The sequence below is a fragment of the Nocardia sp. CA-128927 genome, assembly GCF_050955855.1.
Taxonomy (GTDB): Bacteria; Actinomycetota; Actinomycetes; order Mycobacteriales; family Mycobacteriaceae; genus Nocardia.
Genome location: NZ_CP192087.1, coordinates 3,029,987 through 3,052,595, shown reverse-complemented (window position 1 = coordinate 3,052,595; position 22,609 = coordinate 3,029,987). Strand labels below are relative to the sequence as shown.

18 protein-coding genes are annotated in these 22,609 nt (G+C 66.8%); 13 read left to right on the top strand and 5 right to left on the bottom strand.

Annotated elements, in window-relative coordinates; all coding sequences use genetic code 11:
- The first annotated feature begins 9 nt into the window (after window positions 1–9).
- The 4 genes from ACQPW1_RS14380 to ACQPW1_RS14365 all read left to right on the top strand — a co-directional run bounded on the left by ACQPW1_RS14380 (window position 10) and on the right by ACQPW1_RS14365 (window position 4,058).
- A complete protein-coding gene (locus ACQPW1_RS14380; protein WP_433663217.1) occupies window positions 10–792 on the top strand; it encodes an ABC transporter permease subunit in 783 nt (260 codons plus the stop codon).
- A gap of 55 nt (window positions 793–847) precedes the next feature.
- Window positions 848–2,137, top strand: a complete 1,290-nt coding sequence (locus ACQPW1_RS14375; RefSeq protein WP_433663216.1) for a wax ester/triacylglycerol synthase domain-containing protein — start codon at window positions 848–850, stop codon at window positions 2,135–2,137.
- 102 nt (window positions 2,138–2,239) lie between these two features.
- Window positions 2,240–2,491: a hypothetical protein gene (locus ACQPW1_RS14370; protein WP_433663215.1), complete on the top strand. Its 252-nt coding sequence runs from the start codon at window positions 2,240–2,242 to the stop codon at window positions 2,489–2,491.
- 82 nt (window positions 2,492–2,573) lie between these two features.
- Window positions 2,574–4,058: a phospholipase D-like domain-containing protein gene (locus tag ACQPW1_RS14365; protein ID WP_433663214.1), complete on the top strand. Its 1,485-nt coding sequence runs from the start codon at window positions 2,574–2,576 to the stop codon at window positions 4,056–4,058.
- A gap of 50 nt (window positions 4,059–4,108) precedes the next feature.
- On the opposite strand, the gene ACQPW1_RS14360 is transcribed toward ACQPW1_RS14365, so the two are convergent.
- A complete protein-coding gene (locus ACQPW1_RS14360) occupies window positions 4,109–4,363 on the bottom strand; it encodes an excalibur calcium-binding domain-containing protein (protein ID WP_433663213.1) in 255 nt (84 codons plus the stop codon).
- A 452-nt stretch (window positions 4,364–4,815) separates the two neighbouring features.
- Between ACQPW1_RS14360 and ACQPW1_RS14355 the strand changes: the two genes are divergently transcribed.
- Window positions 4,816–5,817: an Acg family FMN-binding oxidoreductase gene (locus ACQPW1_RS14355; RefSeq protein WP_433663212.1), complete on the top strand. Its 1,002-nt coding sequence runs from the start codon at window positions 4,816–4,818 to the stop codon at window positions 5,815–5,817.
- A 59-nt stretch (window positions 5,818–5,876) separates the two neighbouring features.
- Here ACQPW1_RS14355 and ACQPW1_RS14350 read toward each other — a convergent pair whose 3' ends face one another.
- Together ACQPW1_RS14350 and ACQPW1_RS14345 are read right to left on the bottom strand one after the other, a co-directional pair.
- The gene (locus ACQPW1_RS14350) at window positions 5,877–6,836 is read right to left on the bottom strand and encodes an acyl-ACP desaturase (RefSeq protein ID WP_433663211.1); all 960 of its coding nucleotides are present in this window, start codon (window positions 6,834–6,836) and stop codon (window positions 5,877–5,879) included.
- Between the two features lie 30 nt (window positions 6,837–6,866).
- The gene (locus ACQPW1_RS14345; RefSeq protein WP_433663210.1) at window positions 6,867–7,619 is read right to left on the bottom strand and encodes a sigma 54 modulation/S30EA ribosomal C-terminal domain-containing protein; all 753 of its coding nucleotides are present in this window, start codon (window positions 7,617–7,619) and stop codon (window positions 6,867–6,869) included.
- Between the two features lie 227 nt (window positions 7,620–7,846).
- Between ACQPW1_RS14345 and ACQPW1_RS14340 the strand changes: the two genes are divergently transcribed.
- Window positions 7,847–8,872: an Acg family FMN-binding oxidoreductase gene (locus ACQPW1_RS14340; RefSeq protein ID WP_433663209.1), complete on the top strand. Its 1,026-nt coding sequence runs from the start codon at window positions 7,847–7,849 to the stop codon at window positions 8,870–8,872.
- 9 nt (window positions 8,873–8,881) lie between these two features.
- Window positions 8,882–11,536: a magnesium-translocating P-type ATPase gene (gene mgtA, locus ACQPW1_RS14335; RefSeq protein ID WP_433663208.1), complete on the top strand. Its 2,655-nt coding sequence runs from the start codon at window positions 8,882–8,884 to the stop codon at window positions 11,534–11,536.
- Between the two features lie 12 nt (window positions 11,537–11,548).
- Here the strand turns inward: mgtA and ACQPW1_RS14330 are convergent, their stop codons facing one another.
- A complete protein-coding gene (locus ACQPW1_RS14330) occupies window positions 11,549–12,400 on the bottom strand; it encodes an Acg family FMN-binding oxidoreductase (protein ID WP_433663207.1) in 852 nt (283 codons plus the stop codon).
- A 202-nt stretch (window positions 12,401–12,602) separates the two neighbouring features.
- Here ACQPW1_RS14330 and ACQPW1_RS14325 point away from each other — a divergent pair, with 202 nt between their 5' ends.
- The 5 genes from ACQPW1_RS14325 to ACQPW1_RS14305 all read left to right on the top strand — a co-directional run bounded on the left by ACQPW1_RS14325 (window position 12,603) and on the right by ACQPW1_RS14305 (window position 18,611).
- Window positions 12,603–14,135, top strand: a complete 1,533-nt coding sequence (locus ACQPW1_RS14325) for an AAA family ATPase (protein WP_433663206.1) — start codon at window positions 12,603–12,605, stop codon at window positions 14,133–14,135.
- 27 nt (window positions 14,136–14,162) lie between these two features.
- Window positions 14,163–14,810: a response regulator gene (locus tag ACQPW1_RS14320; protein WP_433663205.1), complete on the top strand. Its 648-nt coding sequence runs from the start codon at window positions 14,163–14,165 to the stop codon at window positions 14,808–14,810.
- A gap of 77 nt (window positions 14,811–14,887) precedes the next feature.
- Window positions 14,888–16,663, top strand: a complete 1,776-nt coding sequence (locus tag ACQPW1_RS14315) for a GAF domain-containing protein (RefSeq protein WP_433663204.1) — start codon at window positions 14,888–14,890, stop codon at window positions 16,661–16,663.
- A 110-nt stretch (window positions 16,664–16,773) separates the two neighbouring features.
- Window positions 16,774–17,691: a universal stress protein gene (locus ACQPW1_RS14310; protein ID WP_433663203.1), complete on the top strand. Its 918-nt coding sequence runs from the start codon at window positions 16,774–16,776 to the stop codon at window positions 17,689–17,691.
- A 41-nt stretch (window positions 17,692–17,732) separates the two neighbouring features.
- Window positions 17,733–18,611: a universal stress protein gene (locus ACQPW1_RS14305; RefSeq protein ID WP_433663202.1), complete on the top strand. Its 879-nt coding sequence runs from the start codon at window positions 17,733–17,735 to the stop codon at window positions 18,609–18,611.
- Here ACQPW1_RS14305 and ACQPW1_RS14300 read toward each other — a convergent pair whose 3' ends face one another.
- Window positions 18,612–19,955, bottom strand: coding sequence for a wax ester/triacylglycerol synthase family O-acyltransferase (locus tag ACQPW1_RS14300; RefSeq protein WP_433663201.1), 1,344 nt, complete (start codon window positions 19,953–19,955; stop codon window positions 18,612–18,614). It lies immediately after the preceding gene.
- A gap of 342 nt (window positions 19,956–20,297) precedes the next feature.
- Between ACQPW1_RS14300 and ppsA the strand changes: the two genes are divergently transcribed.
- A complete protein-coding gene (gene ppsA / locus ACQPW1_RS14295) occupies window positions 20,298–22,574 on the top strand; it encodes a phosphoenolpyruvate synthase (protein ID WP_433663200.1) in 2,277 nt (758 codons plus the stop codon).
- The last annotated feature ends 35 nt before the right edge of the window (window positions 22,575–22,609 follow it).

Here is a 22,609-nt window from a genome sequence, read left to right as displayed (position 1 = left end):
CTGCGCACCGTGTATACGAAATCTCTGCGCGACCAGCGCCGGGGACTCATCGGCTGGAGCATCGGCGTCGTCCTGATCGTCCTGCTCGAATCCGCCATCTGGCCGTCGTTCTCGGACATGTCCGGTATGCAGGATTTCCTGAAGAACTATCCCGAAGCCATGCGCAAGCTGTTCAACCTCGACCAATTCTCCACCGGCACAGGGTTTTTGAATGTCGAGCTGTTCACCATGATGATGCCGGTCCTGTTCCTGGTCTTCGCCATCGGACGTGGTGCCAGGGGCATCGCCGGCGACGAAGAACGCGGCACCCTGGAAGTGCTGCTGCTCAACGGTGTCTCACCGATTCGACTCGCGCTGGAGCAGGCCGCCGTGGTCATCACCTCGGTCGCAGTGCTCGGACTCGCGCTCTTCGGGTCGATCGTGGCGTGCTCGGCCATCTTCGGTCTCGGCGTACCGATCGCCTTCGCCGCCTCCGGCGCGTTGTCGATGACCCTGCTGGGGATGGAATTCGGACTGATCGCCGCCGCGATCGGTGCGGCCACCGGTAAGCGTGCGCTGGCGCTCGCCGGGGCCTCGATCCTCGCCGTCACCGCCTATGTCCTGTACGTGGCCAGCCAGCTGGTCACCGCGGTACGCCCATGGGGTCCATGGTCACCGTTCCACCAGGCCGTCGCCCACGGACCACTCGGCGCGGGACTCCCCGTTTCTTATCTGTGGCTCACGCTCACCGGAATCGGCTGTGCGCTGGCCGCTTTGCCGATCTTCGACCGCCGCGACATCGCCGGTGTTTGAACCCGCGCTGTCGATCACACGACCCGCTCGGGTCTCGATCGAACGAGCGGGGCCGATGGACCTCACCGTATTGGTCAGCGACCACACGACGATACCGATGAACATCGGCGCGATCTTACTGTTCGACAATGCCGCCGCCCCGACACCGGCGAGTGTCCGGTCGCTGCTCGCCGACCGAATCCCACGGATACCTCGATTCCGGCAAACGTTGCGGCGCACGCCCTTCGGTTGCGGGCGGCCTATCTGGGTCGATGCCCCCGGGTTTCTGCTCGACCGGCACCTGGAGGTGCGCGCCCGGCCGGAATCAATGACAGAACCAGAGCTCTACCGGATCGCTACCGACATGTTGTGCCGACCGCTGCCGCCGGATCGACCACTGTGGCGCGCATGCCTGGTCATCTCGGCAACGAGTTGCGCGTTGATAATCATCGCGCACCACGTGCTCACCGACGGCCTCGGCGGTCTGGCCGTGCTCGCCGCCTTGGCCGACGAGGGGCAGGCGCCACCGATCCGGCGATTTCCACAACCACCACCCAGCCGGTGGGCGCTGGCCGCCGATGCGACCCGCGACCGACTGCACACGATTCGCGGCCTGCCGGTCGATATCCGGCGCGGACTCGCGGGGCTGCGCGAACTCGGAATCAGCTGGTCCAGCCTGCGTCCGATCGAACGAACTTCCCTGAACCGGCCGACTTCGTCTCGGCGCCGCCTCACCCGGGTCGTGGTCGATCTGGCCGACGTCGTCTCGACCGCGCACCATGCGGACGGCACCGTCAATGACGTAGTGCTCGCCGCGATCACCGGTGCGTTACTGGATATCCTCCATGCGCGCGACGAACGGCCGCGTCAGCTGGTGATATCGGTGCCGATCGCAGGCCGCCGAGCCGCGGATCCGAGCAATTTGGGCAACGACACCGGAGTCCGGCCGATCTCGATTCCCGCGGTTGACGACGACGCGACCCGGCTGACCGACATCGTCGCCGTGTCGAAGGCGATGAGCAGGTCGACCGTCCGGTCCTCGTCCGCGGCGCCACTGGGCGGTGCGTTTCGGCTGCTGCATCGCACCGGCTTGTTCGAGGCGTTCATCGAGCATCAGCGCGTTGTACACACCTTCGAAACGAACCTCCGTGGGCCCGCTACGGCCATACACCTGGACGGGTGCCGCGTGACAGCGCTCATCCCGTCCGTGGCAACCCCGGGCAATGTCGGTGTGACCTTCGCAGTGCTGTCCTACGCAGGTACCCTTGGCGTCACCGTCATTGCCGACCCAGACATCGTCACCGATCAGGACCAGCTCACCCACGCACTCGCAACGAGGTTCGAGCGCCTGACAGCGGTCCCGTGACCATCGGCCCCTGCGCACCAAACGATCGCGTGCATCCGGTCACCGCGGCAGAGGACCATCGGCTATCGCGGATGGTGGCTAGCGGGCGGGATAATCATCCTCTTGTCCATCGGTGTCACCCAGTGGTTGGCGCTACGCCACCGCTTGCACCATGCGCGCCAATGGATTTGGGCGACCGCCTTGGCCTGGTCCGCCGGACTCCTGGTATTCACCGCCTTCGCCACCCCGCTGTGGCAACCCGGGCAATCCACCCTGCTCGTCGCCGCGATCGGCGTAGCCGGCGGCCTCTTGATGGCCGCAACGATGGCCGCCGTGACCGGCGCCTTCCTGGTCCGCATCCTGCGCGCGCAATGAGCGGCCGAAAGCACGTTCAGTAGTGTGAATCGGCCACCTGCGGGGACGGGTGCCCAGGCCGGATGAGAGAAACTGACTACCCATGAGCGACGAGCAACAAATCCTCACCCCCGGCGAAACCTGCTGGCAGATCGCCCAGGCCGATCGGCTCGCGTGCATCGTCGACGCGGCGGACTACTTCCGGCACGCCAAGTCCGCGATGCTGCAGGCCCGCAAGCGCATTGTGCTGATCGGCTGGGACTTCGATACCCGGATCAAGTTCGAACCGCACGAGCAGACCCTCGACGGGCCCAATCGGCTGGGTAAGTTCCTGTCCTGGTTGCCGAAACAGCGACCGGATCTCGACATCTACCTGCTGAAGTGGAATGTCGGCGCGTTCGCGGCGATCACGCGCGGTATGACCCCGATCTTCATCGTCAATTGGATGACCGATCGGCGGTTGCACTTCGAAATCGACGGCGCCCATCCGATCGGCTCGGCGCACCATCAGAAGATCGTGGTGATCGACGACGCGCTCGCGTTCTGCGGCGGCATCGACATGACCGTCGACCGCTGGGACACCAGCGATCACCGCGACGACAACCACTACCGTACCGAGCCGAACGGCAACCGGTACGGACCATGGCACGACGCGACCACCGCCGTAGACGGCGCCGCGGCGAAGGCGATCGGCGAATTGGCCAGGGCCCGATGGAAGGCGGCGACGGGGCAGCAATTGGCCGCGGTCGACGAGATCACCGGGGACACACCGTGGCCGGACGGACTGGAGCCGACGATGCGGTCCGTGGCCGTGGGTATCGCACGGACCCTCCCGGAGCTCGCCGACCGCGCCGAGGTGCGGGAGATCGAGGCGCTGTATCTGGCGGCGATCGCCGGCGCCACGAAGTCGCTGTACATCGAAAGCCAGTACCTGGCTTCGCGCACGCTCGCCGAGGCGATCGCCGCGCGGCTGCGCGAGCCGAACGGCCCGGAGATCGTGCTGGTGCTGCCCCGGCACGCCGACGGCTGGCTCGAGCAACAGGCGATGGACGGCGCCCGCCGCCGCCTACTGCATCTGTTGTGGAAGGCCGACACCGAGAATCGGCTCGGTGTTTACTACCCCGTCACCGAGGCCGGTGCGCCGATCTACGTCCACGCCAAAGTGCTGGTGATGGACGACCGGCTGCTGCGGGTGGGTTCATCGAACCTCAACAACCGTTCGATGGGCTTCGACACCGAATGCGATCTGGCCATCGAGGTCACCCCCGCCACCGCGGACGGTGACCGGCTACGGGAAACCATTCTCGGCGTCCGCCGCCAGCTGATCTGCGAACACCTCGGCGCCGAATTCGCCGAATTCGACGCCACCCTCGCTGAAACCTCATCGCTCCTGCACACCGTCGAAGCCTTGCGCGGCAACGGCCGGACCCTGATGCGGTTCGCGCCGGAGACCGTCCAGGACGAGGACAGTCCGCTGGCGGAGAACGAACTGCTGGACCCCGAACGCACCCCGCCGAACATGTGGGACAACCCCTTGCTCAGCCGAGGCATCCGCAGACTGAAAGCCACGGGGGCGGCACGCGGATAACCCTTCGGCCCCATGACACCCGCGATCCTGGCGATTCAGGCGAGTTCCGGCTACTCGCAAGCGATTCCGTCGTTGTCGCGGTCGAGCTTCGAGCTATAGCCGGGATCACCGCGATGCAGCGGCGCGGCGCCGGCCGCGCGAGCGGCGGCGCAATTGGGGTAATAGGCGCTGGGGACAGTCGGCGAGGTGGTCGTCGGCTGCGGCGGGTTGATCGTCGGCGCCACGGCTGGGACGGCCGGCGGTTGCGGCACAAATGGTTGGGGAACCGCCACCGTGGTGGGTGGCGGCGCAACGGGCGTCGCCACGGCGGGTGCTGCTGATGTCGTCGAGCTGGTCGGGGGTGTCGACGCCGTCGTCGTCGGCTGGAGACGAGTGGTCGAGGTAGGCGACGGAGTCACTTTCGGAGTGGACGCGGTGTCGGCGCCACACGCGGCCGACCCGAACGAAACTGCGGCGATCAGGGAAACGACGACTGCCCAATGTCGAGACGAGGTTGTCATGATGTGCCTTGCTGCTCAGCGGGGGAACGCGATCGAGTGCCGGCCCGGTTGGCCCACTCCCCCGACAGGAGCAATCGCGTCCCACAATCATCGGCCGCGCCATAGCGACCACCCAGAGTTGTAGGTCCCTTGTAGTGCTCACCTTCGGCCCTGATCTTTCCCTCGTGGGTACCAGGCCCGCGTGCAGTGACTTTGGACCCTTCGGCGCGGGCTCAAGGCCTGTAGCCGCTGCACTTGGCGCGACAGACACTCGATGTATGACCGAAAGTGATGCAATTCCCGAAACCTTCGTACCGGATCGACCGACGATTACGGCGGCTGTGCGGCTGGCCGGGCGAGCCCCTTCGGTACACAACACTCAGCCGTGGCGCTGGGTGTTCGACGGCACGCGTCTGCATCTTCATCGCGACAACGAACGATTGCTGACCTCGACCGATCCGCACGGCAGACAGCTGGTCATCAGCTGCGGCGCGGCGCTGCATCATCTGCGCACCGCGTTCGCCGCGCGGGGCTGGCACACCGACACCGTTCGGCTGCCCGATCCCGAGCGGCTCGATCTGCTGGCATCCATCGAGTTCCGCCCGTGGCCGGACGCCCCGATCGGGGTGCACTCCCGCGCCCGCGCGATCGAACTGCGGCACACCGATCGACTGCCGATGCTCCCGCCGCGGAAGTGGGGCGAGCTCGTGCATCTGGCGCGGATGCTGGCGAACCCGCACGATGTCGAGCTCGATGTCCTCGATGCCGAAGGGGGATCGCGGCTGGCCGTGGCGTCGCAGCAGGCGACCGCGCTGCGCCGCTACGACATGGAGTACCAGACCGAATTGCATTGGTGGACTGGACATTCCCACGTAACCGAGGGCATACCTCGCAGCACGCTCGTCTCGGACGCGGAGTTCTCCCGGGTGCCGGTCGGTCGCACCTTCCCGTCCGCGCCGCATTCCGCGCGCCGCGGCGACATCGAGGACCAGGCACAACTGATGGTGCTCAGCACCGAAGACGATTCGATGCTCTCCTGGCTGCACGCCGGCGAGGCACTGTCGGCGGTGCTGCTGGAATGCACCGTTGCCGGTCAGGCCAGCTGCGCACTGAGCCACATCACCGAACTGCCCACCGCACGCAAAACCATCACGAGCCTGCTGGCCCACCATGTGGTGCCGCAGGTCGTGATCCGAGTCGGCTCGGCTCCGGATGGAGAAGAACCTCCGACGTCGCCGCGTCGCCCGGTCACCGACATCCTTGCTTTCGATGAGGGATAGCGGTGGGAAGGAACCCGGGTACGACGTCGCCCGTCGTCGTACCCGGGTTCCGAACCGGATCAGGCCCGCGCTCGCTCCCGCGCCAGCGAACGGTCCCGCTGCTCCTCGAATTTGGGAATCCTTACCCGTTCGAGGTCGTCGAGATAAGCCGCGAGCCGCTCCCGCATCTGCTCGCCACGCGCGGTGAAATCGTTGCGCCCGAAGATGTTCCATTGCCGCAGCACCGGCGCCAACACCTCCTCCAGATGTTGGCGGAGGTCATAGACGCCGTGCTTGGCCATCAGCACACCGTGGCGGCGAAAGTTCGGCATACCCGCGCCGGGCATCCGGAAGTTCTGCACGATCGCGTCGATCGCCTCGATCGCCTGATCCGGCACGAGATCGAGCGCCGCGCCGCAGACCGTCCGATAGAAGATCATGTGCAGGTTCTCGTCGGCGGCGATGCGCTGCAACATCTTGTCCGCGATCGGGTCCTCGCACACTCGGCTGGTGTTGCGATGGGTGACCCGGGTGGCCAACTCCTGAAAGCTCACGTACGCAACCGAATACAGGAAACCCGCGCCGCTGTCCACCTCGGCGGCGGTGGCGCCGGAGGCAAATCCGTTGGTCATGTGGATCATTCGCGCTTCCTCGAGCGCGATCGGGTCCACGCCGCGAGTCACCACGAGATAGTCCCGGATTACGGTGCTGTGCCGCATTTCCTCCGCGGTCCAGCGGCCGACCCAGGTCCCCCATGCACCGTCGCGAGAGAAGTTCTCGGCGATCTCCCGGTGATAGGAGGGCAGGTTGTCCTCGGTGAGCAGATTGGTGATCATGGCCGCTTTGGCCACTTCGCTGAGCGTGGATTGCTCAGCGTGCCAGTCGGTTCCGCCGAGCATGGCGAAGTTACGGCCCTGCTCCCACGGAATGTAGTCGTGCGGATGCCAGTCCTTCGTCATCGAAAGGTGCCGGTGCACACAGTCTTCGGCGATCGGCTCGAGCTCGGTCAGGATTTCACGTTGGGTCAGGTCACGCGACAATCTGGTTGCCTACCTTTCTCTTTTGCTGGATTAGGCGGGTGCGACCACCGCGAGGTCACCGTCATAGCGGCGATAGAACAGCCGCCCGCGGCCGTCCCGCGGATCGGTGCAGAACAGGAACGGCAAGCCGTAGCGGCACAACCGATCCGCCGCTTCGTGCTCGCTGAAATGGGCCGTCGGAAACGGATTCACGGTGAGCGCCAACGGTTCCCCCGCGCTGGGCAGTCCGAGCCGGTGTTGCCGGGCAAGCCGGATGCCCCACGGACCCGCGCGGTGGATCACGGCATCCATCCCGGTCTCGCTGTCGGTGAACAGGTGGGCGTCGTAGTCCATGGCCTCCAGCACCGCGGTCGCCTGGGCCACCGTCCCGCTCAGCAGCGCACAATGCTTGCGGCGCACGATCGGCCGCGGCTCGGTGCACACGGCCAACTGCGGCCGCCACGGATCCGGCCAGCGCGGCCGCACCGCGCCCGCGGTGACGCCGGCCAGTATCCGATCCAGCCGCTCGGCGGTGAATGTGGTCGCGAACCCGCCGCGGCCGGCGGCTTGCGCCCGGACCGGCACATCCCCGAAATCGAGATTCATCTGCACCAGCATCGGACCGTCGGGGCACGGCGCGGCACTGAGCCGCACACGCGCGGTGCCCTCGACATGGTGACGCCGCATGATCCGCTCGATGGTGCGCGTCGCCTGGGCGAGGTGTTCGCCGGTCACCGCACCGCGGGTCGACACGGATATCGGTTCGGCGCGCACCCCGGTCGACTTCAGTTCGGAAACTGTCATGGATAGGCCCGCTTCCCGCTAGTCCGGCGTTTTCAGCGGTCCCCATGTCACCAGCGGACGCACCGTGCGGGCAGGGCCGAAGGTCCCCGGCGGCAGGGACCGACTACCCGACAAGGTCCTTTTGCGGAGGAAGCGGACCGCGCGCGCCGGAATCGGTGACGATAGACCTCGGATTCGGTGCGAAAAGACCATCCCGGCAACGGATGCCGTCGGCCGACACTCGGTATATGAATGCAGCAAGCGATTCATGCGCACCCGACCTCCCCACTGTGCGGGCGGCGCTGACGGTCGCCTGTCGGGCGCCATCGGTGCACAACACCCAACCCTGGCGCTGGGTCTTCGACGGCACCTGGCTGTTCCTGTACCGCGATACCGATCTGCGGCTCCCGGCGGCCGATCCGCAGGACCGCCAGCTGACGATCAGCTGCGGCGCGGCACTGGACCACGCCCGCCAGGCGTTCGTATCGATGGGCTGGTTCACCTACGTCACCCGGATCCCCGATCCCCGCAGGCCGGAGCTGCTGGCCGTGTTCGAGTTCCAGCCGTGGTACGGACCGCTGAACCGGACCGCCGCCAGGGTGCGCGCCATCTCGCGGCGGCACTCCGATCGACTGCCGATGTCGGCGCCCGGCGACTGGTCCGACGTCCTCGACACGGTGCGTGAACTGGCGCGACCACACCATGTGACGGTCGACGAGATCACCGACGCCGATCGCCCCCGGCTGACCGAAGCCGCCAGGCACGCCACCGCGCTCCGTCGGTACGACAGCGCATACCACGACGAATTACAGTGGTGGAGTGAATCTTCGGAGCCGGAACAAGGCATCCCGGCGACCGCGCTGGTGTCGGCGACCGAGGCCGCCCGAACCGATGTCGGGCGCGCTTTTCCGTTCGCACCCTATTCGAACCGCCGCGCCGACCTCGAAGACCGCGCGCGACTGATCGTGCTCAGCACCGTCGGCGACTCCCCCGGCCAATGGCTGCACACCGGTGAGGCACTGTCCGACACGCTCTTGGAGTGCACCGCACGCGGCCTCACCACCTGTGAACTCACCCAGGTCACCGAGCTCGTCGCGACCAGATCGGTACTGGCCGAATTGATCACCCAGCCCGGTGTGCCGCAGATCGTGCTACGAATCGGCGTCGCACCGAAGGACGAGAGCGAACCCGACCCGACGCCGCGGCGTCCCCTGTCCGAGGTATTCGACTTCCGGCCGGTGCAGGCGAACGACACGCCGCGCCGGATGATGTGACGCAACAGGATGCGCGCACCAACCCTTCCTGGCCGCCCTGCAAAATCCACCACACCCCAGCCGACCGGAGGGACGGCAGCCGTCGCACAACTCCCCGTGCTGACCGCGGGCGCGATGCCGGCCGAGGCCGTGCTGTCGGCGCTGGCGGTCACCGCAACCGGACTGTCGGCTGAGCAGAGCCGCAGTCGGCTGCGTGCCGTCGGCCCGAACGCGATCCGCTCACATCGAGCCAGGCTGCTTCCGGTGTTGTTGCGCCAGTTACGTTCTCCGCTGCTACTGCTCCTTGCGGTGACGGCCGCCGCGTCGTTCTTCCTCGGCCAGCGGACCGACGCCGTGATCATCGGTCTGATCCTGACCACATCGGTCGGCCTCGGCTTGTTCAACGAGTTTCGCGCCGAGCGCGCCGCCGAAGCCATGCATGATCGGATCCAGCACCGCGCCACCGTCATTCGCGACGGCACCGCCAGGACGGTCCCGGTGGCCGACGTGGTGCCCGGCGACCTGGTCGAGATACACCTCGGCCAGCTCGTGCCCGCCGATCTCCGGCTGCTCGCCACGACGGCCATGCAATGTGACGAATCGGTGCTCACCGGTGAGTCGCTACCGGTAGACAAAACGGCCGGACAGGTGCCCGCCGGAACCACACTGGCCGAGCTCAGCGGCTGCGCGCTGATGGGCACGGTGGTCAGCGCCGGGCAGGGCCGCGGCGTGGTCGTGTCCACCGGCGGCTCGACGGTCTTCGGCCGGATCGCGCTCGATCTCGGAAAACGTCAGCCCGACACCGCGTTCCAGATCGGCCTGCGCCAGTTCTCGCTGCTGCTGGTGAGCGTCGCGGCGGTGCTGACGATCGGCATCTTCGCGGTGAACGTGGGGCTGCACCGGCCGATCCTCAACGCACTGCTGTTCTCCCTGGCTATCGCGGTCGGCATCTCCCCGCAGCTGCTGCCCGCCGTGGTGTCCACCAGTCTGGCCGCCGGATCCAGGCAGCTCGCCCGCCGCAAGGTGCTGGTGAAGCGGCTGGTGTGCATCGAGGATCTCGGCGATATCGAGGTGCTGTTCACCGATAAGACCGGGACGCTGACCGAGGGGCGGATCGAATTCATGCGCGCCCTCGGCCCGGACGGCACCGCCTCGGACGAGACGATGCTGCTCGGCATGGTCTGCGTCGACGCCACCGTGCACGACGGGGTTGTCGTAGACGGCAATCCGCTAGATACCGCGCTCTGGCAGGCCCCGACCGCACCGCGCGCGGCCGCGAGCCGATATTCGACCCTGGCGGTCCTGCCGTTCGACCACAAGCGCCGCCTCGTCACGGTTCTCGCCGAGGACGATCGCGGCAACCGTCTCATCATCACCAAGGGCGCACCCGAGACGGTACTCGCCTGCTGCACCGACCTGCCGGACGCAGCAAAGGCCATATTGGACAACGAGTTCCACGCCGGACACCGCGTCGTCGCGATCGCCACCCGCGCCGCCGACGGACAGGACGAACTCGGCCGCAGCGACGAACACGAGCTGCGGCTGAACGGCTTCCTGGTCTTCCTCGACCCACCGAAAAGCAGTGCGCGGGAGGCACTTACGCGGCTGGCCGGACTCGGCGTCGCGGTGAAGGTCATCACCGGAGACAACCCGGAGGTCGCCGCGCACGTGTGCGCCGAGCTGGGGTTGCCGCCCGGCAACGCACTCACCGGACCCGATATCGACCGCCTCGACGACCGGCGCCTCAGCGAATGCCTTTCGACCACTACGATATTCGCGCGAGTCGACCCGGAGCAGAAAGCCAGGATCGTCCGGGCACAACGCAGTTCCGGCGTCGATGTCGCCTTCCTCGGTGACGGCGTCAACGACGCGCTCGCCCTGCACGCGGCCGATGTCGGGATCTCAGTCGATTCCGCCACCGACGTCGCCAAGGACGCCGCCGACGTCGTGCTGCTGGAGAAAGACCTGCAGGTGCTCGCCGACGGCGTGGTGGCGGGCAGACGCATCTTCGCCAACACCATGAAATACGTCCTGATGGGTACGTCGAGCAATTTCGGCAATATGTTCAGCGCGGCAGGCGCTTCGGTGTTCCTCCCTTTCCTGCCGATGCTCCCGTCCCAAATCCTGTTGAACAACCTGCTCTACGACGCCAGCCAGCTGGCGATCCCGACCGACACGGTCGATCCCGAGCAACTGGCACGTCCGGCCCGCTGGGACATCGCGCTTATTCGTCGCTTCATGCTGGTCTTCGGGCCTATCAGTTCACTGTTCGATTTCGCTACCTTCGCAATCATGCTGTGGGTGTTCCACGCCGGCGAAACCCTGTTCCACTCAGGCTGGTTCGTGGAATCACTCGCCACGCAAACGTTGGTGCTCTTCGTCATCCGCACGCGGCGCACCCCGTTCTTCCGGAGCCACCCGAGCGTCCCGTTGTTGGTCGCTGCCCTCGCCGCCGTGCTCACCGGCGCCATACTGCCGGCCACTCCGTTGGCCCGGAGTCTGGGCTTCACCCCGCTGCCCGGCGGCTTCTTCGTGGCACTCGCGCTGCTGGTCGTCGTCTATTTGGCGCTGGCCGAAGTAGGCAAACACTTCTTCTTCCGTACTCCGAAACCGGTTGCCCCGCAACGCACCCGGATCCCTGGCCACCGTATCCACCGGCGGGCCGCCCACTTCTCCACCGGCTGACGCGGGCACCGCTCAACACGCCGTTGCTTCGCACTGATCCAGCACATCGCCGAGCGCGCGGCGCGGTGTGATCGGCAGCGGGGCCGCCGCTGCCGAGGCCCAGCCGATCCGGATGACGGCCTGCGGATAGGCCCGGCCCTCCAGCACGCTGCCGCGGATGCGGTCGCGCACCTCAGGGAGCTCGAGCGATTCGGTCAGTACACAGGACGCCAAGCCCACGTTGGTCGCGGTCAGCAATACCGCGCTGAGCGCCTCCCCGGCCGCCAGCCGGGCCAATCGGTCGTCCGCGGGGGTCGCGAGAACCAGCAGTTCGGCGCAGTCGGTCAGCTCGTCGGTGGGCCAACCCAATTCCCGCGTCGCCGTCGAGCACAAGGCCTCGATCAAGTGCACGCGCGTGCCGTGCACCGCCTGTCGGACGCTGGCCCCGAGTGTGGTGGCCCGTTCGCTCACCAGACCGAAATAGCCGGGCGGGATCGGCGCGGCACTGAAGGCACGGTGATCGGTCTGCCGATGGCGAATCGCGTCGGTCAGCGCGCTTTCGAGCATGGTCGATCGGTGCGGCATCAGTTCGATCGCCGCGAGGTGGTTCGGATTCGCCGCATCCGGCAGTCGCCGCACCACGGCTGACCAGCCTGCGGCGGCGAGCGCGATCCGCAGGTGGTGCAGCACCGCGCCACAACTCACTACGGCATCGCGTTGATCCGGGTCGGCGGGCGACCGTGCCCGCGTCGGGTCGAGGTACAGGTGCACGACGTGATCATCGATCTGGAATCGCCACGGCTGGGTGTTGTCGACCGACGGGGCCCGCACCGCGAGCACCAACGCCGCCCGCAGAGTCTGATCATCGGGCCATCCGTAGTCCATCGTCGTCCACCATCCGTTTCGTCGTCGGTCTCCACGCTGCCACCGTCAGATGGTCCGGATAAGAGAAAGATGTCCCCAGCTCGAGGGACTTCGGCAAACGGTCCGGAAGGCCCTTGACATCAATGACCTTCGGCCATCCCTCGGCAGCGCGCCGTGCGTGATGCTGAGTACACGAATCGGATCCCCCGAAAGGCTGTGTCCCATGCCCGAATACGGATCGCTCGCCGAGCTGCGGGAAACGCACACCGGGCTGGTGATGCTGTGTGGCGAACGGGCATACAAGGTGAAAAAGCCCATCCGCACCGACTTCCTCGATTTCAGCACCCCGCAATTGCGCGAGCTGGCGTGTGCCAGGGAGGTCGAGCTCAACCGCCGCCTGGCGCCGGACGTGTACCTCGGCGTGGCCCACCTCACTGATCCGGCCGAAGGGCCGGCCGAACCGGTGGTGCTGATGCGCCGGATGCCGGAGGAGCGCAGGCTGTCGAACACCCTCACCGACCCGGAGTTGTCCCGATCGCGGCTGTCGGCGCTGGTACAACTGATCGCACGATTCCATCAGTCGGCCCGCCGCGGACCCGAGATCGATGCGGAAGGCACGTCCGACGCGTTGCGCGATCGATGGCGAAAGTTGTTGCGCAGCCTCGCCGAAGAGCCCGCCGAGGTCGCCGATCCGTGCCTGGTCGATCGCATCGACTGGCTGGCCATGCGCTTCATCGACGGCCGGGAACCCTTGCTGATGAACAGAATTGCCGACGGCCACATTGTCGACGGCCACGGCGACCTACAGGCCGAGGACATCTTCGATCTGACCGACGGCTTCCGCGTGCTCGATTGCCTGGACTTCGACGATCGACTGCGTTACGTCGACGGTCTGGACGACATCGCCTTCCTGGCAATGGATCTGGAGTACCTCGGGCATTCCGAGCTCGGTGATCAGCTGCTCGCCGACTATCTTCTGGCCGCTGCCGATCCCGCGCCTCGTTCACTGCGCGACCACTACATCGCCTACCGTGCGCTGGTTCGCGCCAAAGTCGATGCCATCCGCTACCGGCAGGGCGATACCGCGGCCCGCGATCGGGTACACCGGCATCTGCTGATCGCCGTACGCCATCTCGATCAGGCGGCCGTCCGCCTGGTGTTGGTCGGCGGGTTGCCCGGCACCGGGAAATCCACCGTTGCCGAGGAACTCTCGGCATTGACCGGGGCGGTGGTCTGCTCCAGCGATCAGGTGCGTGCCCAGCTGCGCGCGACAGGTCGAGTGCACGGCAGCAGCGGAACCTTCGGCGCGGGAGCGTATTCCGCGGCCAACAAGGCGCACGTCTACACCGAGCTGCTGACCCGAGCCCACCTGCTGCTCTCGCTCGGCGTCTCGGTGATCCTCGATGCCAGCTGGATCGATGCGGACGAACGGCAGCGCGCCCAGGTGCTCGCCGCCGACACACACGCCGATGTGGTTCAGCTGCGGTGCGTGTGTCCGCCCGAGGTGGCCGCCCGCCGGATCAGCCGACGCGACGCGGGCGATTCCGAGGCGACGCCACGGATTGCCGACGCGATGGCGGAGTCCACGTCGACCTGGTCGGACGCGACGTCACTCGACACCGGGTTATCGCTGCAAGAAACCGTGAACAGCGCTTTCCGCGCCTGGCAAACACTTAGCCGGACCACGTCAAGGGACTTTGGTCCCCAATCGAGAGTCGAACACCGCGACAGCGGCGAAGAAATCTTCGTAGGCTGAATCAACAGCTCAGGGAGGTGCATCCGAATGGTCACTGTGTTCTTGGTGGACGACCATCACATCGTGCGACGCGGGGTCGCCGATCTGATCGACAGCGAAACCGACCTCGAAGTAATCGGCGAGGCCGGCAGCGTCTCCCAGGCGATGGCGCGCATCCCCGCGCTGCGCCCCGATGTCGTCGTCCTCGACGTGCGGTTGCCGGACGGCAACGGTATCGAGCTGTGCCGCGACCTGCTCAACCAGCACCCCGAGCTGCGCTGCCTGATCCTGACCTCGTTCACCGACGAACAGGCGATGCTCGACGCGATCTTGGCGGGAGCCAGCGGCTATGTCGTCAAAGACATCGGAACCCTCGAATTGGTCGATGCCATTCGCGAGGTCGGTGCCGGAAAGTCGCTACTCGACAATCGAGCCGCCGCCGCGCTGATGGCGAAGCTGCGCGACGAGGCCGAGACCAAGACCGGCCCGCTGGCCAGCCTGACCGATCAGGAACGCACCCTGCTCGATCTGCTCGGCGAGGGATTGACCAACCGGCAGATCGCCGCCCGCATGTTCCTGGCCGAGAAGACCGTGAAGAACTATGTTTCCCGACTATTGGCCAAGCTCGGCGTCGAGCGGCGCACCCAGGCCGCGATCATCGCCTCGAAGCTCCATACACCGCAGCCCAAGGAATGAATCGCTAGCTGCTAGCGGGGCGCACGTGACTGGTCGGCGTATCGCTGCTGCCATCGCCGCGTGGGAGGATGACCAGCATGGATGGCAAGCAGTCCGAGCCGGCCGGACCTGGTCAGACCCCGGTGATCGAGACGTTGTCGCAGTTGCGACTTCGTGAGCTGCTCGCCGAGGTGCAGGATCGGATCGCCCAGATCGTGGGTGTGCGCGATCAGATGGATCGGCTGATCGAGGCAATGCTGGTGGTGACCGCGGGACTCGACCTCGACAACACCCTGCGCACCATCGTGCACGCCGCGATCGAACTGGTCGACGCCGGGTACGGCGCACTCGGCGTCCGCGAGACCGACCGAGACAGTCTTCAGCTTGCCGAATTCGTCTACGAGGGCATCGACGACCGCACCCGCGTCATGATCGGCGACCTGCCGCGCGGGCACGGTGTGCTCGGCGTGCTCATCGAGGAGCCGAAACCCATTCGGCTGACCGACCTTTCGACCCATCCAGCCTCGGTCGGCTTCCCCGCGCATCATCCGCCGATGAACACGTTCCTCGGTGTTCCGGTCAAGGTCCGCGACGAGGTGTTCGGCAATCTCTACCTCACCGAAAAGGCAGGCGGCCAGGAGTTCACCGAGGACGACGAGGTGATCGTGCAGGCCCTCGCGGCGGCCGCAGGCACGGCGATCGCCAACGCTCGCCTCTACGAACAATCTCGCGTGCGTCAGCAGTGGCTGGAAGCGACTCAGGACGTGGCCACCGAGTTGCTCGGCGGCAGCGAGCCGGACGAGGTGCTCGGGCTGGTCGCGGACCGGGCGCTGACACTCACCCAGTCCGCGCTGGCCTTCCTCGCACTGCCGGAAGATCCCGATATTCCGCATGCCGAGGTCACCGAACTCGTCGTCGTCGCCGCGGCCGGTACCGGATCGGAAAACCTGCCTGGACAACGGATTCCGGTTGCCGGGTCGCATTCTGGCAACGCCTTCATGTCCGGCCGGGTGGTGGCCAGCGATCAGCTGATGTTCCGTCCGCGATTCGACGGACCCGTCGAATTCGGACCGGCGCTGGTACTTCCGTTGCGCGCCGAGCACACGGTCATCGGCGTGCTGGTCACCTTGCGCCCGGCCGACGCACAGCCGCTCGACCTGGCCGGACAAGCGATGATCACCGCCTTCTCCAACCAGGCCGCGCTGGCACTGCAACTAGCGGCTACCCAGCGACGGATGCGCGAACTCGACGTGCTCTCCGACCGCGACCGCATCGCCCGCGACCTGCACGATCACGTCATCCAGCGACTGTTCGCGGTCGGGCTGTCGCTGCAGAGCACCGCGCAACGGGCCCGCGCTCCCGAGGTCAAAACCCGGCTCACCGAGACCATTCAGGACATCCAGTCCATCGTGCAGGAAATCCGGCACTCGATCTTCGACCTGCACAGCAGCACCGCCGCGGACGCCCCGACCTTGCGCAAGAAACTGCACGCGGTGATCGCCGAGATGACCGCCGACACCGGCCTGCGTACCACGATCCGGCTGGCCGGACCCGTCTCGGTATTGGCGTCGCCGCTGGCCGAGGACGTCGAGGCGGTACTGCGTGAGGCGGTCAGCAATGTAGTCCGGCATGCGTCGGCCACCACGGTCTCGATCAACCTCTCGGTCCGTGACGACGTCACCATCGAGATCACCGACGACGGCACCGGCATCCCCGCGGACCTTGCCCGCATGAGCGGATTGGAGAACCTGGCCGCGCGGGCCGAGCAGTCCGGCGGCAGCTTCGAGATCGAACGTGGCGCCGACCGCGGCACGGTGTTGCGCTGGTCCGCACCGCTGCCCGACCAGCCGCCGCGCAAGCCTGCCAACCTCTGACATAACAGCCTTTGGACCCGCGCATTCGGGACCAACGACAGACGTGTCCGGCCACGTCGAGTTCCTAACCTACGGGTACCAGAATCACTGGACCCGAAGGGACGCCGCCCATGCCCACCTACCCAACCAACGATCCGCATCGGCTGGCCACGGCCGCGGTAGTCGTCGGTGTCGACGGTTCCGAAGCCTCCGACCTCGCCGTCCGCTGGGCCGCCGAAACCGCCTCCCAGCACAACCGCAGGCTGCTCATCGTGCACGGCCTCGATCTGGCGGCATCGGCGGAGCTGCTCGGGATCTACGAGGTAATGGCGCCTCCGGTGATCGATACGATGCGCCAACGCGGTGTCGACCTGGTGACAACCGCCCGCAGGCTGGCCTACCAGGTCGATCCCACCCTAACCGTGGAAACCGAAGTCTCCGAGGCCAACCCGGCCCGACTGTTGATCCGTCGATCGGAAACGGCGTACCTCGTCGCGCTCGGTACCGCGGGTCACGGCGCTCCCATCGGCTATCTCGGGTCCATCATGCTGGCCGTCACCAGTCACGGCCGGGGCAGCATCGTGGTCGTCCGGGATACGGGCACCGAGCAGCGGACGCGACGTGTCGGCCCGGTGGTTGTCGGCCTCGACGGCACGCGGCACAGCGAGCCCGCTGTCGCGGCGGCATTCGCCGAGGCGAGCGAGCGCCGCACCCAACTCGTGGCTGTACACGCGTGGGGTGACCTGTTCTTCGACCGATTCGCCGGAGTTCCTTACACCATCCCGGACAACGACGCCCAGATCGCCGGGCAAGCCATTATCGCCGAGCAGCTCGCTGGCTGGTCGGAGAAGTACCCGGATGTCCAGGTGATCCGCAAGGTGTATCTGTTCGGTCCGCGGCGAGCCCTGACCGACTGGTCGGGGTCCGCTCAACTCGTGGTGGTCGGCAGCCGTGGTCGCGGCGGATTCCGTGGCCTGTTGCTCGGCTCCACCGGTAATTCGCTGGTTCAGCGTGCGCATTGCCCGGTCATGGTCGTCCACGCCAAGTAGCGCCCCGCCCGGCTCTGCGTCACCGAAAGGTACGAAATCATATGTCTACCAACAGCATCAACCCACCGGTCGTGGTCGGTATCGACGGCTCCGACGCCGCCGACGAAGCATTGCGCTGGGCCGCCGTCGACGCCGTCCACCACGACGCGCCGCTGCACATCGTCTATGCGATCGGGCCGCCGGCCGACTTCGGGCCGGGCGTCGATTTCCGCCGGGTCGACCACGACGAATACCTCGAGCGCTGCGCGGCGACACTGGCGGCCGCGCGCGAATTCGCCACGGCGGCAGCCGCACCCGTCGACGATCTCGACATCGACACGTTCCTGATCGAAGCACCGCCGATTCCGGCGTTGCGGGACAGGTCCAAGGACGCGCGGCTGCTGGTCGTCGGCACCCGAGGCATGGGCGCCTTCCGCCGCGGACTGCTCGGCTCGGTGAGCACGGCGATGGCCCGGCACGCCCAGTGCCCGGTGGCCGTCGTCCCGGAGCCCGAGCATTACTCACCGCGCCGTGTGCGCGGCCCGGTGGTGGTCGGGGTCGACGGATCGGTATGCAGCGCACGCGCCATCGATATCGCCTTCGACGAAGCGTTCCGTCGCGGTGTCCCGGTACGAGCCGTGCTCACCTGGTCCGAATTCAATCGGTACATTCCGCGCACCGAGATGCAGACCGAAGCGGAGGCAATGCTGTCCGAGGCACTGGCCGGCTACGCAGAGAAATACCCCGACCTCGCGGTGCAACGGGTGGTCATCGAGGATCGACCGGCCAAGCGGCTGCTCGAGGAGGGCGAATGGGCGCAGCTGCTCGTGGTCGGCAGCCATGGCCGCGGCGGTTTCGCCGGGATGACCCTCGGATCGGTCAGTCAAGCCGTCCTGCACGCGGCCGATTTGCCGCTCATCATCGCGCGGCCGCAGAGCTGATCAGCTCATCTCGTTCGTTCGAGCGCATTGGAGTAGCTCCTCGACGGTCTCCTCGATGCGCTCGGCGAGCAGGTGCAGATCAGGGGTGCTGTCGTAATCCCCCGTGATGCCGAACCGCAGCTGGTCACCGTAGCTGAGAATGGCGATGCCGGTGCGCACGCGCATCGCGATGGGCGCGTAGGCCAAGATTTCCAGGACTTCTCGACCGTACAGGTGAAGTCGGCGCCGAGGACCCGGCACGTTCGTTGCCAAACTCGCGATGCCGCGCTGCGGGTATCGCGACGCCAGGCGCACGGTCCAGGCGATCGACGCGAACGGCAGCCACCGCGCGAATGCGAGCAGCGAGTTCGCGGCCGCCGCTTCACCGCTCGCCTTGTGTGCGGCCATCCTGCGGTGCACCATGGCCAATTGCTCGACGGGGTCGGCGGATTCGATCGGGAGCAACGGCAACATTGCCGAAACACGGTTGTCCAAAATGTCTTTCGCGGTGGCGGCACGCACCGACACCGGCGTGAGGATGCGCAGCTTGCCGGCCGTCGGCTCCTCACCGCGTTTCAGCAAGACCGTGCGAAAGGCCGCGGTGACGGCGGCCAGGACCACATCGTTGACCGTCGTTCCGAAGGCGGCGCCGATCTCCCGGACCGCAGGCAGCGACGCCCGCGCGACGGCGTATCGGCGTTGCCGTCCGATGGATCCGTTGAGGGAGGACCCGGAGGCGGGCAGCACCGCGGATATCGCCAGCGGTATCACCGCGCTCAGCGTCCGCGCCACAAACCGCGGCGCGTCGACCGGCAGTCGCAGGGACTTCACCAGCAGGCCTGCCCAATCGGTCGACGCAGCGCCGTCATCCGGCCCGGCGAGGTCCGGTCGATCGACCGGATCATCGCAGAGCCGCTCGAACAGGGTGATCCCCGAGACGCCGTCGACCATGCTGTGATGCACCTTCACGATCATCGCCCACCGGTCGTCGGCCAGGCTCTCGACGACTACACATTGCCAGAGCGGGTGATCACGATCGAGCCGTTCCTCCATCACCTCGGCGATCAGCTCGCACAGCGCATCCTCGTTCCCGGGTGCAGGCAGCGCCATCCACCGAAGGTGATGTGCCAGATCGAAATTCGGGTCGGTCACCCACGCCGGCGCGGCTAGATCCCATGGCGCCCGGTGTACTTTCTGCTGGAGCCTGCCGTCGACGGCCAGTCGCTTCGCCAGCTCCAGCTCGAGCTCCGCGCGCGGCGGCGGCGATCCGGCAACGATGGCGACGGCGCCGATCCCGACGCTGACGTGTCGATCGCTGTCTTCCAACTCCATGAATCCCGAGTCCAACGGGCCCAAATCGGCCATGGTGGGTGTTCCGTTCCAGCAGCGTGGACGCCGAGCCGAGGGTCGGCGACGGTCGCGACCACCGGTCCATGGTCGCGCGACCATACCGGCGTGCAGAAGATGCGAAAGCCACCCATCGACGGTGACATTCGACCCGGACTGCCGTTCGCACACGATGCTCAGGCCATTGGTCCCTACAGCCCGGGTATCACGGCTCTCACCTTCCGATTGTCTCCGGATCACCCTGAGGGCATGGAGACGAACTGGCATGTGATTCGCACCTGGTCGACGATGGTCGCCCAATCGCTGGGACTGCCCAAAGCCAACGCAACCACCATCCACTCCTAAAGGATCGGAACCGAAATGGGCGACTATGTGGCCGGATTCGGCGAGCTGCGGCTCGTCGACGCGGACAAGGCCGGCGGCAAGGGTGCGAATCTCGGCGAGCTGGTCGCGGCGAAGCTGCCGGTGCCACCGGGTTTCGTGATCCTGCGATCATGCTTCGACGAGGTGATCATCGAAGGACCGCACGGCGCCGAGCTGGATCGCTTGCACACCGAGACGCTCGCGGCGAGTGCCGACGGACCCCGCGTGACCGAATTGTGCCGTCGCATGCGCGAACTCGTACACAAGGCGACGATCGACGGCGCGATCCGTGAATCCGTGCTCAGCGCGTATCACGCGCTCGGCGAAGACGCCACGGTCGCGGTGCGTTCCTCCGCGATCGGCGAGGATGGTGCTACCTCTTCGTTCGCCGGCATGAACATCTCGCGCACCAATGTGCGCGGCGACGACAAGCTGATCGCGACCGTCATCGATTGCTGGGCTTCACTTTTCACTCCGCGCGTGGTGACCTACCGGGCCAGGCGCGGGATGCGTCAGCGCCCGGTGATGGCGGTCGTGGTGCAACGCATGGTGGCGGCCCGGCAGTCCGGTGTCGCGTTCACCGCCGACCCGGCCACCGGACGCCGCGATCGTGTCGTCATCGATGCCGCCCGCGGCCAAGGTGAGGTTGTCGTATCCGGCGCGACCGAACCCGACACCTACCTGTTCGATGCGACCGGCCCGACATTGCTGGAAAGCCGAAGGGGCCACCAGAGTTTCGAGATCGTCGCAGGCCCCGACGGTGATCGGCAGGTGGAGCTGGCCGGCACCGATACGCCGGTGTTGGACGAGGCGCAGGCCACGGCGGTCGCCCGCCTCGCGTTGGCGGTACAGCAGCATCACGGCGGCAAGCCGCAGGATGTCGAGTGGACCTTCGACGACGAGACCCTGTGGCTGGTGCAGGCCCGTCCGATCACCATGCTCCCCGACAGTCCGGGCGAACAACACGCCGCCGGCTCCCCTTCTCGAATCCTGGTGCGCGGCTTGGCCGCCGCGCCCGGTCAGGCAACCGGTGCCGTGCGCATCCTCACTTCGCCCGCGCAGGGTCAATCGCTGCGCGACGGCGAAGTGCTGGTGGCTCCGATGACCAATCCCGACTGGCTGCCCACCCTCACCCGCGCGGTGGCCGTCGTCACCGACAGCGGCGGCATGACCTGTCACGCGGCGATCGTCGCGCGCGAATTGGGCATCCCGTGCATCGTCGGCGCCCGCACCGCGACCACCACGCTCACCGATGGCCTCCTCGTCACCGTCGATGGCGCGGCAGGCGAAGTCCTTGCGGGACAACCGCAATCGAAGGCCAGTGCGGTCACTGTCGAACCGGCGCGGGTTACCGCGGCAGAGACGACGGCAACCCGGATCTACGTCAATCTCGCATTGCCGGAAGCAGCCGAACGCGTGGCGAAGACCGAGGTCGACGGTGTCGGCCTGCTGCGCGCGGAAACCCTACTGACCCAAGCACTCGACGGCCGCCACCCGCGCGACCTGATCGCCCGCGGCGAGGAGAAACGATTCGTCGACCACATGGCGGAATCGCTGCACCGCATCACGTCCGCGTTCCAGCCGCGACCGGTCATCTATCGCGCAACCGACTTGCGCAGCAACGAATTCCGCGCACTCACCGGCGGTAGCCGATACGAGCCGATCGAACACAATCCGATGATCGGCTACCGCGGCTGCTACCGCTACATCCGCGAACCCGAGCTCTTCGCCCTCGAGCTCGCCGCCCTCGCCAGGGTCCGCGAACAAACTCCCAACCTGCACTTGATGATTCCGTTCGTCCGCACTCGCTGGGAGCTCGAAGCCTGCCTCGAACTCGTCGACGCCAGCCCACTCGGCAAACAGCGCGGGCTGCACCGCTGGGTGATGGCCGAAGTGCCGTCGGTCGTGCACTGGCTACCGGAGTACGTCGGCCTCGGCATCGATGGCGTCTCCATCGGCAGCAATGACCTCACCCAGCTCATGCTGGGCGTTGACCGCGACTCGGAGCAGTGCGCAGAGCTCTTCGACGAATCCGACCCCGCCGTCCTCGACGCCATCGGCCGCATCGTCACCACGGCCCGCCGTCTCGGCATCACGTCCTCGCTGTGCGGGCAGGCGCCGTCGAACCACCCGGAGTTCGCTGAACACCTTGTGCGCATGGGTATTACATCGATCTCGGTCACCCCGGACGCCGTTCCCGCGGCCCGCCGCGCGGTCGCCGCCGCGGAACGACGGCTGTTGCTCGACCGCGCACTTACCGACGCACCAACCTGATCCGCACTCCCCCGGCTGCGGCCCACCCTCGACAA

Coding starts and splice junctions, on each gene's coding strand:
- ACQPW1_RS14375 (WP_433663216.1), top strand. CDS start 848: ATGGACCTCACCGTATTGGTCAGCGACCACACGACGATACCGATGAAC.
- ACQPW1_RS14365 (WP_433663214.1), top strand. CDS start 2,574: ATGAGCGACGAGCAACAAATCCTCACCCCCGGCGAAACCTGCTGGCAG.
- ACQPW1_RS14355 (WP_433663212.1), top strand. CDS start 4,816: ATGACCGAAAGTGATGCAATTCCCGAAACCTTCGTACCGGATCGACCG.
- ACQPW1_RS14345 (WP_433663210.1), bottom strand. CDS start 7,619: ATGACAGTTTCCGAACTGAAGTCGACCGGGGTGCGCGCCGAACCGATA.
- ACQPW1_RS14340 (WP_433663209.1), top strand. CDS start 7,847: ATGAATGCAGCAAGCGATTCATGCGCACCCGACCTCCCCACTGTGCGG.
- mgtA (WP_433663208.1), top strand. CDS start 8,882: ATGCGCGCACCAACCCTTCCTGGCCGCCCTGCAAAATCCACCACACCC.
- ACQPW1_RS14330 (WP_433663207.1), bottom strand. CDS start 12,400: ATGGACTACGGATGGCCCGATGATCAGACTCTGCGGGCGGCGTTGGTG.
- ACQPW1_RS14325 (WP_433663206.1), top strand. CDS start 12,603: ATGCCCGAATACGGATCGCTCGCCGAGCTGCGGGAAACGCACACCGGG.
- ACQPW1_RS14320 (WP_433663205.1), top strand. CDS start 14,163: ATGGTCACTGTGTTCTTGGTGGACGACCATCACATCGTGCGACGCGGG.
- ACQPW1_RS14315 (WP_433663204.1), top strand. CDS start 14,888: ATGGATGGCAAGCAGTCCGAGCCGGCCGGACCTGGTCAGACCCCGGTG.
- ACQPW1_RS14310 (WP_433663203.1), top strand. CDS start 16,774: ATGCCCACCTACCCAACCAACGATCCGCATCGGCTGGCCACGGCCGCG.
- ACQPW1_RS14305 (WP_433663202.1), top strand. CDS start 17,733: ATGTCTACCAACAGCATCAACCCACCGGTCGTGGTCGGTATCGACGGC.
- ACQPW1_RS14300 (WP_433663201.1), bottom strand. CDS start 19,955: ATGGCCGATTTGGGCCCGTTGGACTCGGGATTCATGGAGTTGGAAGAC.
- ppsA (WP_433663200.1), top strand. CDS start 20,298: ATGGGCGACTATGTGGCCGGATTCGGCGAGCTGCGGCTCGTCGACGCG.